Origin of the sequence: Vibrio sp. qd031, assembly GCF_002100145.1 — a bacterium.
In the GTDB taxonomy this organism is placed as follows: Bacteria; Pseudomonadota; Gammaproteobacteria; order Enterobacterales; family Vibrionaceae; genus Vibrio.
The window spans coordinates 116,923-129,039 of sequence record NZ_JXQD01000024.1 but is presented as its reverse complement, the minus strand read 5'-3'; the positions used below and the strand labels follow the sequence as shown (position 1 = coordinate 129,039).

The window sequence follows — 12,117 nt, the reverse complement described above, 5'->3', positions numbered from 1 at the left end:
GAGTGTGCTTGAATTTAAGGTTAAGTTGGGGGTAGGGCCACCTATTTAGGCGACCCAAAATTACATTCTTGCGAGTAAAATCTCGGCTTGTTCGATCATTTTTTTGCGGCCAAATATGAGGTGGCGACGTTTGCCACCTACTTGACGCCAAAGTACCGCGCTGCGGATACCCGACAGCAATAGAGCGCGTACTTTATGCTGAACGTGTGTCTGTTGCAAGACAGTTGGTGTGCCTGTGACTTGGATTCTTGGTCCCACAGGGCTTATGACGTCTAAATAGATGCTGGCGATATTGGCAATCATTTGACTGTCATCTAAATCGTAGTGATCCAATTGATGCTCGATAAGTGAGATTCTGCTACCGAGTGTAGACATCGCATCAGGGGTGGCGTTCAGTTTGCGTTCTAATGCCATGAGGCTGATGATATAGCGAGTGATGTCACTGCCATCGGGAGAGCCGTCGATGCCATGCGCAAGACACTTAAGTCCAATCCGAAGGTCAGATTCACTACCGAAAACATTGAGCGTACTGCTAGGAGAGGTGTTTGCAATTGCAGTCATCGATGCATTGAATGCGACATGATCACATTCACCTTCTTTTGCAACTTGTTGTACCAAGCTAACCGCTTGGCAAATTCCAGCAAAGGCGATGGTTCTGTCATACAACGAATTGGCCACTACACTTATCTCCTAGTTAGGCTTATGAGTTAAAACTTCTGTTCAATGATTCCGCCACCGAGGCACACTTCACCGTCATAGAATACGGCTGATTGTCCAGGGGTCACGGCAACTTGTTGCTGGTCAAAGACAACTCGTATAGTGCTGTCGTCGACGGGCACAATGGTACATGGAATGTCTTGCTGACGGTAGCGCGTTTTTACCGTGCAGCGTTTAGTTTCCGTGATCACTTGTCGATCCACCCAATGAAGTTGTGACGCCACTAAGCCATTGGACTTGAGTAGTGGGTGGTCGCTACCTTGAACAGCAATAAGAACATTGCGTTTAAGATCTTTTTCGGCAACATACCATGGGTCTTCGTTACCGCCACCGCCTTTTTGGCCACCAATGTGTAAACCTTTACGCTGACCTAACGTGTGATACATCAATCCTTGGTGCTCGCCAATGACTTTGCCGTCAGGCGTTTCAATTTTACCCGGTTGAGCAGGCAAGTAGCGCGATAGGAAATCGGTAAACTTACGTTCACCAATAAAGCAGATCCCGGTAGAGTCTTTCTTTTTGGCGGTAATGAGGCCTTGCTCTTCGGCAATGCGTCGTACTTCTGGCTTTTCCAATTCGCCTACCGGAAACAAACTACGAGCCACTTGTTCGCTGCTTAGTGTGTACAGGAAGTAGCTTTGATCTTTATTACCATCGAGGCCGCGCAACATCTGTGCAGGCTCCTCGGGCGAGGTCGGAAAGGTGCGGCGCACGTAATGGCCCATCGCAATATAGTCGGCATCAAGGACTTCGTCAGCAAACTCTAAGAACGCTTTAAACTTGATCTCTTTGTTACATAAAATATCTGGGTTAGGTGTGCGACCTGCTTTGTATTCGTCTAAAAAGTATTCAAAAACGTTATCCCAGTATTCCGCTGCAAAGTTAATTTTGTGCAAGTGGATGCCAAGTTTGTCACACACGGCCTGAGCATCAGCGAGATCTTCAGCCGCAGTACAATATTCTTCACCGTCGTCTTCTTCCCAGTTTTTCATGAAAAGACCTTCGACCTGATAGCCTTGCTGCTGCAGCAAATACGCCGAGACCGAAGAGTCGACCCCGCCAGACATACCAACAATCACTTTTTTGTCGCCGTTTGACATACTTAACACCTAACATTTTTAACGGTCGCAGATTCTATCAGAAAGGTTTACCGATCGACAGTACCGCGATCAAAATCACACTTTTCAATATGTGGTTTAGTTTCTAAAACTCAACCCTCAAGCACACGATATTCGCCCAAACCTAATCCGTCGAGTGTATAAGGGCCTATTGAGACTCGGATCAGACGCAAGGTAGGAAATCCAATATTGGCAGTCATGCGCCTAACCTGTCGGTTGCGCCCTTCGGTAATTGTGATGGCTAACCAGGTGGTGGGAATCGCGGCTCTAAAGCGCACGGGAGGCTCTCTATCCCACAATGAAGGGGCGTCGAGCCGTTCAATGAGGGCTGGCGCAGTTACGCCGTCTTTCAATTCAACCCCTTTTCTGAGCTTTTCTAGGGATGCCTCGTCCGGATCACCTTCTACTTGAACCCAGTAGGTTTTCGGTTGTTTAGTACTGGGTTGGGTCAACTGAGCTTGAAGCTTGCCATCGTTTGTTAGCAGCACTAATCCTTCGCTATCTCGGTCTAATCGACCCGCAGGGTATACGTCCTTAATCGGCACAAAATCCGCTAACGTTTTTCGACCATCACCATCGGTAAACTGTGTCAGTACGTCAAAAGGCTTGTTGAGAAGAACAATCTTTCGTTCACCGGGTGCAAGTGACGCTATCGGCTTAGTCGCTTTTTTACTGAATCGTTTGTCGCTGTTATAGCGGGAACTTGGTCTTTTTGAGTGTTTGATTCGATGTTTGGTTGAACGGGTGTTATTTCGTTCAGAAGTGTGACTGGCGCGCTCACCCATGTTAACTACCTTGCAAAAATGTAAACAAGCTGTGCCTGTAAGTTTTCTCAGCCCGCGAAATGATCTATCATACGCGCGCCGAATTCAGTCTTTAGTGGGCTAATAATACAGGAAAATCTGAGTAAATGTTTAAAACTGCTCGACGCACACTGTGTTTTTAGTTTGCTTAACCTAGGCGTGCTCACAGCCTATTCGGCACATAAATAGATAGCGTAACGCAGCGGTGCGATGATAAACGTGCCCTTGAAACAACAACACAAGCGCTATCACTATAGATAGATAACAAAAGAAGATAGGGAAATTTCATGCCTTCAGACAAGCCAAAGATTATTTATACGATTACTGATGAAGCCCCAGCACTAGCAACGTATTCACTATTACCAATGATTCAAGCGTTCACACGCTCATCTGGAATTGAAGTAGACACCCGCGATATTTCGCTTTCTGGCCGTATTATTGCGAACTTTTCAGAGTACTTAAAGCCAGAGCAGCGCATTGGCGACGCGCTAACCGAACTTGGAGAGTTAGCAAAGACTCCAGAAGCTAACATCATTAAACTTCCTAATATTTCAGCGTCAGTACCTCAGCTTAAAGCTGCTATTGCAGAGCTTCAAGCAAAAGGCTACGACCTCCCAAACTACCCTGAAGAGCCAAGCTCAGACGAAGAGCGTGCGATTCAGTCTGCGTACGATAAAATTAAAGGCAGTGCGGTTAACCCGGTATTGCGTGAAGGTAACTCTGATCGTCGTGCACCTGCGTCGGTTAAAAACTACGCTAAGAAAAACCCACATTCTATGGGTGCTTGGGATAGCGCGTCGCAATCGCACGTTTCTAGCATGGCAGACAAAGACTTTTTTGGTTCAGAAAAGTCAGTCACCATTGATCAAGCGGTAGACGTGGCCATCGAACACGTGGATTCTCAAGGTGTTGTGACCCAGCTTAAAGCGCCGTTTGGTTTGCTTGATGGCGAAATCATTGATACGGCTGTCATGAACAAAGCGGCGCTGGTTGAGTTCTTTGATGCCGAGATTAAAGATGCCAAGCAACAAGGTGTTTTGCTATCACTGCACATGAAAGCGACCATGATGAAAGTGTCTGATCCAGTGATTTTCGGCCACGCGGTAAAAGTGTATTACAAAGAAGTGTTTGCTCAATACGGCGATCTTTTTGACGAGTTAGGCGTGGATGTGAACAATGGTATCGGTGATGTTTATGCGAAAATCGCCAACCTTCCTGCAGAGCAAAAAGCAGAGATTGAAGCTGCGCTACTAAAAGTGTACGAAACACAGCCACCTCTTGCGATGGTGGACTCTGATCGCGGCATCACTAACTTGCATGTACCATCGGATGTGATCGTTGATGCGTCAATGCCTGCAATGATTCGTGCGTCTGGTCAAATGTGGGGCCCTGACGGCAAACAAAAAGACACTAAAGCAATGATCCCTGATCGCAGCTACGCGGGTGTGTATCAAGCAGTTATCGAGTTCTGTAAAGAGCACGGTGCGTTCGATCCAACCACTATGGGTTCCGTGCCAAACGTTGGATTGATGGCGCAAAAAGCCGAAGAGTACGGCTCGCACGATAAAACGTTTGTTCAAAAAGCCGCTGGCACAGTCCGCGTGGTTACAACCGATGGAACCGTTTTACTTGAGCAAACCGTCGAGGAAGGCGATATTTTCCGTATGTGTCAGGTAAAAGACGCACCGATTCAAGACTGGGTTAAGCTTGCGGTTACTCGTGCTCGCGCTTCTCGCACTCCAGCAGTATTCTGGCTAGACAGTGAACGCGCACACGATGCAGAGTTGATCAAGAAGGTTGAGGCCTACTTACCTAACTACGATACTGATGGGCTTGAAATCAAGATTCTATCAGCCATAGACGCGACCAAGTACTCATTAGAGCGCATCGCCAAAGGCGAAGATACAATTTCAGTGACAGGTAACGTATTGCGCGACTACCTAACGGATTTGTTCCCAATCCTAGAGTTGGGCACGTCTGCCAAAATGCTGTCAGTGGTTCCACTAATGAATGGTGGTGGCCTATTTGAAACCGGCGCTGGTGGTTCTGCACCTAAACACGTTCAGCAGGTTGAAAAAGAAAACCACTTGCGTTGGGATTCACTTGGTGAGTTTCTAGCTCTTGCAGCGTCTTTAGAGCATCTTAGTACGGTTACGTCCAACCCTAAAGCGCAAGTGTTGTCGGAGACACTAGACAGTGCAACAGGTAAGTTCCTGGATGAAAATCGTTCACCTTCACGTCGCGTTGGTGAGCTTGATAACCGTGGAAGCCATTACTATTTAGCAACTTATTGGGCTGAAGCTTTGGCTAATCAATCTAAAGACCGTGAACTTGCTGCTGAGTTCTCACCGATTGCGCGTGCAATGGTAGAACAAGAACAAACCATTGTCGCTGAGCTTAATGACGCTCAAGGCGTAGCAGGTCAGTTAGGTGGCTACTATAAATTGCAAGATGAATTAGTGGCAGAATTAATGCGTCCAAGCGCAACGCTTAACGCTATTATTGATGGCCTATAAGCGAAGAGTCGTTAGGCGCTGATAACGCCCAACGGATCCTTGAACCAAAAAGCCCACTTCATTCTGAAGTGGGCTTTTCATTTGTGCGGGTTTATTTTGCAGAATCGGTTTCTATGGGTACAACGCTGCTGGCATGGGAACCTTTGGGTCCTGCAACCACTTCGTAGGTTACCGCTTGCCCTGCTTTGAGGGTCCTATAACCATCCATTTGAATCGTTGAATAATGCGCAAACACGTCATCTTCGGTGTTTTCGCCTTCTGGGCATATAAACCCAAAACCTTTAGCATTATTGAACCATTTAACTGTACCTGTAGCCATGCCTTACGTCCTTAATTGCATTTGTAGTTGTTCTTACCTAATCCAAGGCGGGTAACCTTGACGTCCATTAGATAGTAAACGTCTCCTTTCTTTCGTGTGTCTCGCATTTGAGCGGCAACAGAAAGTTAGACGAAAAATACATCGATGGGTCTACCTTGTAATGTTGCGATGTCACTATTACGCACCAAAATTTCGCACCAAAATTACGCACCAATCGCCAATGACAAATAGAGGGATTTTAAGCCGCTGATGCTATCTCTATGTTACGAGCAGTTCTGTCTTTGCACGGACAGTGTGAATCGGTGATTTTTTAGTCACGTCTCATCACTTTAGACAAGATTGGGTCTGAGTCAACTGCGTGCTACAGCAAAAAAGCGACTTTTTTCACAAAATGAGAAACTGCCCCCAACTTTTTGTTAACATTGGTAAAGGGTAAAAAAACGTCGTTCAATTGTTGAAATGGCGAACATTTGCGCAATAAATGGCCGAATGCAACGGTCTGTTTCTATTCTGGTGATGAGCGCCAGAGAGACTCGACGAACCTTGTCCAAACTCATGGCAATCTTTTATTTGCAGGGATACAATTGCTGCATTAGTCTCTATGTAAGAGCAATCAAAAATTGCTCTGATTTGTTGGGTTGTAACGTAGTAATGAGTAAGCACTTTGAATGGGTCACTCCCGATTCTGATTTGTTGGAGTTGGAAAAGACCGAACTGTCACCACCATCGATGTACCATGTCATGCTTAATAACGATGACTACACACCGATGGATTTCGTTGTCGAGATCTTAGAACGGTTTTTCGCAATGGAGCTTGATAAAGCCAACCAAGTGATGCTGCAAGTACACTACGAAGGCAAAGCAAGTTGTGGGGTGTTTAGTGCAGAAGTAGCAGAAACCAAAGTGGCTCAGGTCATGGTGTATGCAAAAGAAAATGAGCACCCGTTGTTATGCACAATGGAGCGTGCGTAAGGTTTGTTTAAACATAACCATTGATCTTTCTCACCATTCGATGGTTCTGTTTTTGGGGAGGTATTATGTTGAACAAAGAATTAGAAACCAGTCTAAACGGAGCGTTTGCTAGAGCGCGTGATAAACGCCATGAGTTTATGACGGTCGAGCATTTATTGCTCGCGCTTATAGACAATAACTCCGCAAGAGAAGCGCTACAAGCGTGCCAAGCCAATCTCGGTTTGCTCAAGCAAGAGCTAGAGCTGTTTATTGAACAGACCACCCCCTTGATCCCTGAAAACGATGAAACGCGAGAAACTCAGCCAACGCTCAGTTTTCAACGCGTGTTGCAGCGCGCTGTATTTCACGTTCAATCTTCTGGCCGCAACGAAGTCACGGGTGCCAACGTCCTGGTGGCCATCTTTAGCGAACAAGAAAGCCACGCTGCTTACTTGCTGAAGAAAAATGAAGTCAGTCGTCTCGATATCGTTAATTTTATATCTCACGGCATAACTAAATCGTCACCGAGTGACGCGAGTAGCGGAGATATTTTCGGTAAATCAGAAGGACCCGCACCAAGCGAAGAAGTGAGTGGAGAAGATAAGCTCGAAAACTTTGCGACCAACCTTAACATTGTGGCCAAAAATGGGCACATAGACCCGCTTATTGGACGCGATCAAGAATTAGAACGCACCATCCAAGTGTTGTGCAGACGCCGCAAGAACAACCCGCTATTGGTTGGAGAAGCAGGCGTAGGTAAAACCGCGATTGCTGAAGGCCTTGCTTGGAGAATTGTAGAAGGCCAAGTTCCTGATGTGATAAAGAATAGCGTCATCTACTCACTCGATATTGGTTCGCTTTTAGCGGGAACCAAATACCGTGGTGACTTTGAAAAGCGTTTTAAAAATATATTAAAACAACTAGAGAAAGAAGATGATGCTGTTTTGTTCATCGATGAAATCCACACCATCATCGGCGCGGGTGCGGCTTCTGGCGGTCAAGTCGATGCGGCAAACCTAATTAAGCCTCTATTGAGTAGCGGCAAGCTGCGCTGTATTGGATCAACCACCTATCAAGAGTACAGCACGATTTTTGAAAAAGAGCGTGCACTGTCTCGACGCTTCCAGAAAATCGATGTCGTGGAGCCGTCAGTCGACGATACCACTAAGATTTTGATGGGTCTTAAACCTAAATACGAAGCTCACCATGAAGTTCGCTACACCAATAAGGCATTGCGAGCAGCGGTGGAGCTGTCTGCTAAGTACATCAATGAGCGTCACCTGCCGGATAAGGCGATTGACGTAATAGATGAAGCCGGAGCTAAAAGTCGTTTAACCCCTGCAAGTCGTCGTAAAAAAACGGTAGGTGTCTCTGAAATAGAAGCAATGGTCGCCAAAATGGCGCGCATTCCAGAAAAATCGGTCTCTTCTTCAGATAAAGACATTCTTCAAAATCTCGATGAGAAAATGAAGATGCTGGTGTTTGGTCAAAATAATGCCATTGATGCGTTGAGCGAAGCGATTAAGCTAACTCGAGCGGGTCTAGGTGCAGACAATAAACCAGTAGGTTCATTCTTATTTGCCGGCCCAACAGGGGTGGGTAAAACTGAAGTTACTGTGCAATTGGCTAAGCTGCTCGGTATTGAGCTATTGCGTTTTGATATGTCTGAATACGGTGAACGACATTCAGTAAGCCGATTGATTGGTGCGCCTCCTGGTTATGTAGGATACGATCAGGGTGGGTTATTGACAGATGCTGCCATTAAGCACCCTCACTCTGTTGTACTGCTTGACGAAATTGAGAAAGCACACCCGGATATCTTTAACCTGCTGTTGCAGGTTATGGATAATGGTACGTTGACGGATAATAACGGCCGCAAAGCAGATTTTCGCAACGTTATTCTAGTGATGACCACAAACGCTGGTGTAACCGAAACTGAGAAGAAATCTATTGGCCTGATACAGCAAGACAATAGCACTGATGCAATGGCGGAAATTAAACGCGTATTTACGCCAGAGTTTAGAAACAGACTCGACAACATCATCTGGTTTAATGCCTTGGATGAAGAAGTGATACATCAGGTCGTGGATAAGTTTATTGTCGAGCTTCAAGCGCAACTAGACTCACGTGGCGTGTCCATGGAGGTTACTCCAGAAGCTAGGCATTGGCTGGCAGTAAAAGGCTACGACAAGACTATGGGCGCACGTCCAATGTCTCGCGTCATTCAAGAGAACCTCAAAAAACCATTGGCTAACGAGCTGCTATTTGGTCGTCTAGTAAATGGTGGCGCGGTGTCTGTTGAGTTAGTTGAAGACGAGTTGAAGTTCAATTACGCCGATACGGAAGAAGAAGTGTTCCATTAAGGAGCACTGTATACCAACAAAGGCAATTTTCTGACCAGTTAATTGCCTGGATTGCTATTACTCGCTAACTAGTATCTTCTAGAAAAGAAAAAACGGAGCCATTGGCTCCGTTTTTTCTTTAAAGCTTGCGTCGATATTAACGAGCGCGGAAGACGATGCGACCTTTAGAAAGATCGTAAGGTGTCATTTCAACAGTTACCTTATCGCCAGTCAGGATGCGGATGTAGTTTTTACGCATTTTGCCAGAGATATGTGCTGTCACAACGTGACCGTTTTCTAGTTCAACACGAAACATTGTGTTTGGTAGAGTGTCAAGAACAGTGCCTTGCATCTCGATTACGTCTTCTTTAGCCATTGAATCCTCTATAAATAATTGGCAGATAGGGCACGCTTACTGAATTTAGCCCTAATTTGGGCGGTATTTTACCCTTGCCAACGACGATTTACTAGCCTTTGATGAGGATTGAATTTAACTTTATAGTTCATCGCCTGACATGCATCGATTTGGTACCCAAGGTAAAGCCACTCTAAGTCTTTAATATTGCAGTATTTTATTTGCAAAAGAACCGATAAAGTGCCTAACGAAATGGCGTAATTTGGTTGATAAAATGTGTAAAATGCACTGGCACTTTTACTCAATGTGTCCGTTACTGCGACGGCAATGAGCTCTTTATCATCGTATATATGCAAATAACGCGTAGAGATCCCGTGGCTTTTAATGAATTGTTCAAAGTTACTTTGGTTGGCTGGATACATGCTACCCATGGGATGTTTGGCTTCGATATAGCGTTCGTAAAGTGTAAACCATTGCTCATCGAGTTTACGATCTACCACCAACTGCAAATGTTTTGCTTTATTGAGTAATCTTTTTTGGCTACGTGATGGTACAAAACTTTTGACGGGTATTCGGATAGCCTGGCACGCTTGGCATTGGTCGCAATGCGGCATGTAGATGGTTTTACCCGATCGCCTAAATCCATTGGCGAGTAATACTTCATAGCCTGCGTTGTTATGTAAAGAGTCGTCCATGGCGATGGCGATTCTCTCAAGTTGGTTCTCGAGATAACTACAAGGATGGTTTTCTGTGTAACCAATTTGAATCTGCTTCAATTCTGATGTCATCCTAAACTCCATGGATTGGTCAGTACTTGTGCACCATAAAAACTGGTGGGCATAGGACTTCCGTTACTGGTAAGTTTAGTCAAAAACGCGTCTCTTGAGATCACCTTTGCACCCAAGCTGGTCAAGTGAGGGTTTTCTAGCTGACAATCAATCAATGTGCCCCCGTTGTTAAAAAAATGGTGCTGGAAGACTGACATCGCGGTTTTAGAGGCGTTATCCTCTAAGCTAAACATTGATTCGCCACAGAACACTTTGCCGATAGCAACACCGTACAACCCACCCACCAACTTGTCGTTTTGCCACACCTCTACGCTGTGACAAAGCTTGTGACGTGCTAGTTCGATATAGGCATTAACCATCTCTTGGGTGATCCAGGTTTCTTCAACAGAGCGCGTTGCAGCGCACAATTTGATGACCGACGCGGTCGCTCGGTTGATGCTTACCGTGAATTTGGACTTTCGTAGCGTCTTGCGCATGGATTTAGAGAGGTGAAAAGAACTTTTGCTGATCACCGCACGGTTAGTGGGGGACCACCACAGTATTGGTTCACCGGGAGAAAACCACGGGAAAATACCGCGTTGGTAAGCACACCTCAATCGTTCTACGCTCAGGTCGCCTCCATAGGCCAATAGACCGTCAGGATCATGTAATGCGCTGTCTACGGGTGGGAAATAGAGCTGCTTAGGGTGCAGGCTTGGAAGTTGGAGTCCCATAATTCACTTACATCGATTAACTTAAAAAGTAGCAGCGAGAGCCTTTCGGCTTCGACGAGAGGCCAACGCATAATAATTCAAACAAAATGCGCGGTTATTGCTGGTTATTACGAATATTTTTCGTTAGTCTCGAAACTATACCATTTAGCTAAAGGATACCAAAATCGATGGAAAGTTTGACGTTGACACCGATTGCAAAGGTTGACGGTGTCGTCAATTTACCGGGCTCAAAAAGCGTGTCGAACCGCGCACTTTTGCTAGCAGCAATGGCAAAGGGCGAAACCAAATTAACCAATTTACTCGACAGTGACGACATTCGACATATGTTGAATGCATTGACGTCACTTGGCGTTTCTTACCAGCTCTCTGATTGTAAGACAGAGTGCACTGTTCAAGGGTTGGGCGGAGTGTTTAACACGGAACAACCTTTGGAGCTGTTTCTAGGCAATGCTGGTACAGCGATGCGACCACTAGCCGCTGCATTGTGTATGGGGCAGGGTGAGTATGTGCTCACAGGTGAGCCGCGCATGAAAGAGCGCCCAATTGGTCATTTGGTGGATGCCCTTAAGCAAAGTGGCGCCGATGTCGAATACTTGGAAAACCCTAACTACCCACCGCTAAAAATTCGTGCCGGTCAGTTATCGGGTGGCAAAGTATCGATTGATGGCTCTATTTCAAGTCAGTTTTTAACGGCTTATTTGATGGCAGCTCCAATGGCCTCTGGTGATACAGAAATCACTATTGAAGGGGATCTGGTTTCTAAGCCTTATATCGATATTACACTGCATATCATGGGTCAATTTGGTGTTGAAGTGGCCAACCACGACTATCAACGATTCGTAGTGAAGGGCAATCAAACCTACCAATCACCCGGTACATTCCTGGTTGAAGGAGACGCCTCATCAGCGTCTTATTTTCTCGCAGCGGCCGCGATTAAAGGCGGCACTATAAAAGTCACGGGTATTGGCAAAAACAGTATTCAAGGCGATATTCAATTTGCCGATGCACTAGAAAAAATGGGTGCACAGATTGAGTGGGGCGACGATTACATTGCGTCAAGCCGAGGTGAGCTTCGCGCGGTGGATCTCGATTTTAACCATATTCCTGATGCAGCGATGACGATCGCGACCGCAGCGTTATTTGCGCAAGGTACAACGGCAATTCGTAATGTGTACAACTGGCGCGTAAAGGAAACGGATAGATTGGCAGCGATGGCGACAGAGCTACGTAAAGTCGGCGCTTCTGTGGTGGAAGGAGAGGATTTTATTGAAATCACCCCACCAGAACAATTCACCCACGCGGCAATCGATACCTATGACGACCATCGTATTGCCATGTGTTTTTCGTTGGTTGCGCTAAGTGATACCAAGGTGACCATCAACGATCCAGGGTGCACCTCTAAAACCTTCCCGGATTACTTTGACAAACTAAAAGGTTTGAGCCAGTAACAAAAGAAGACCGCATTGTTCGCTCTCGGTGATAGGCCGCAGGGCGA

General features: G+C 46.0%; 11 protein-coding genes. 4 read left to right on the top strand and 7 right to left on the bottom strand.

The window, feature by feature from the left end; translation table 11 throughout:
- Nucleotides 1–60: 60 nt before the first annotated feature.
- The 3 genes from hflD to ST37_RS09300 all read right to left on the bottom strand — a co-directional run bounded on the left by hflD (nt 61) and on the right by ST37_RS09300 (nt 2,620).
- A complete protein-coding gene (gene hflD, locus ST37_RS09310) occupies nt 61–678 on the bottom strand; it encodes a high frequency lysogenization protein HflD (RefSeq protein WP_084885688.1) in 618 nt (205 codons plus the stop codon).
- 29 nt (nt 679–707) lie between these two features.
- A complete protein-coding gene (gene mnmA / locus ST37_RS09305) occupies nt 708–1,817 on the bottom strand; it encodes a tRNA 2-thiouridine(34) synthase MnmA (protein WP_084885686.1) in 1,110 nt (369 codons plus the stop codon).
- A gap of 110 nt (nt 1,818–1,927) precedes the next feature.
- A complete protein-coding gene (locus ST37_RS09300) occupies nt 1,928–2,620 on the bottom strand; it encodes a pseudouridine synthase (RefSeq protein WP_084885685.1) in 693 nt (230 codons plus the stop codon).
- 305 nt (nt 2,621–2,925) lie between these two features.
- On the opposite strand from ST37_RS09300, the gene ST37_RS09295 reads away from it, so the two are divergent.
- Nucleotides 2,926–5,154: an NADP-dependent isocitrate dehydrogenase gene (locus ST37_RS09295; protein WP_084885684.1), complete on the top strand. Its 2,229-nt coding sequence runs from the start codon at nt 2,926–2,928 to the stop codon at nt 5,152–5,154.
- A gap of 91 nt (nt 5,155–5,245) precedes the next feature.
- Here ST37_RS09295 and cspD read toward each other — a convergent pair whose 3' ends face one another.
- Nucleotides 5,246–5,473: a cold shock domain-containing protein CspD gene (gene cspD, locus ST37_RS09290; RefSeq protein ID WP_084885682.1), complete on the bottom strand. Its 228-nt coding sequence runs from the start codon at nt 5,471–5,473 to the stop codon at nt 5,246–5,248.
- Nucleotides 5,474–6,124: 651 nt separating this feature from the next.
- Here cspD and clpS point away from each other — a divergent pair.
- Nucleotides 6,125–6,445: an ATP-dependent Clp protease adapter ClpS gene (gene clpS, locus ST37_RS09285; protein WP_084885681.1), complete on the top strand. Its 321-nt coding sequence runs from the start codon at nt 6,125–6,127 to the stop codon at nt 6,443–6,445.
- A 65-nt stretch (nt 6,446–6,510) separates the two neighbouring features.
- The gene (gene clpA, locus ST37_RS09280; RefSeq protein WP_084885679.1) at nt 6,511–8,787 is read left to right on the top strand and encodes an ATP-dependent Clp protease ATP-binding subunit ClpA; all 2,277 of its coding nucleotides are present in this window, start codon (nt 6,511–6,513) and stop codon (nt 8,785–8,787) included.
- Between the two features lie 136 nt (nt 8,788–8,923).
- On the opposite strand, the gene infA is transcribed toward clpA, so the two are convergent.
- The 3 genes from infA to aat form a co-directional block, all read right to left on the bottom strand.
- Nucleotides 8,924–9,142, bottom strand: coding sequence for a translation initiation factor IF-1 (gene infA, locus ST37_RS09275; RefSeq protein ID WP_001040192.1), 219 nt, complete (start codon nt 9,140–9,142; stop codon nt 8,924–8,926).
- A 68-nt stretch (nt 9,143–9,210) separates the two neighbouring features.
- Nucleotides 9,211–9,909 carry an arginyltransferase gene (locus ST37_RS09270; protein ID WP_084885677.1) on the bottom strand — a complete coding sequence of 233 codons (699 nt, stop codon included), beginning with the start codon at nt 9,907–9,909 and terminating at the stop codon, nt 9,211–9,213.
- Nucleotides 9,906–10,622, bottom strand: coding sequence for a leucyl/phenylalanyl-tRNA--protein transferase (gene aat, locus ST37_RS09265; RefSeq protein ID WP_084885676.1), 717 nt, complete (start codon nt 10,620–10,622; stop codon nt 9,906–9,908). Before aat ends, ST37_RS09270 begins: the two co-directional genes overlap by 4 nt.
- A gap of 167 nt (nt 10,623–10,789) precedes the next feature.
- Between aat and aroA the strand changes: the two genes are divergently transcribed.
- The gene (gene aroA / locus ST37_RS09260; RefSeq protein ID WP_084885675.1) at nt 10,790–12,070 is read left to right on the top strand and encodes a 3-phosphoshikimate 1-carboxyvinyltransferase; all 1,281 of its coding nucleotides are present in this window, start codon (nt 10,790–10,792) and stop codon (nt 12,068–12,070) included.
- The last annotated feature ends 47 nt before the right edge of the window (nt 12,071–12,117 follow it).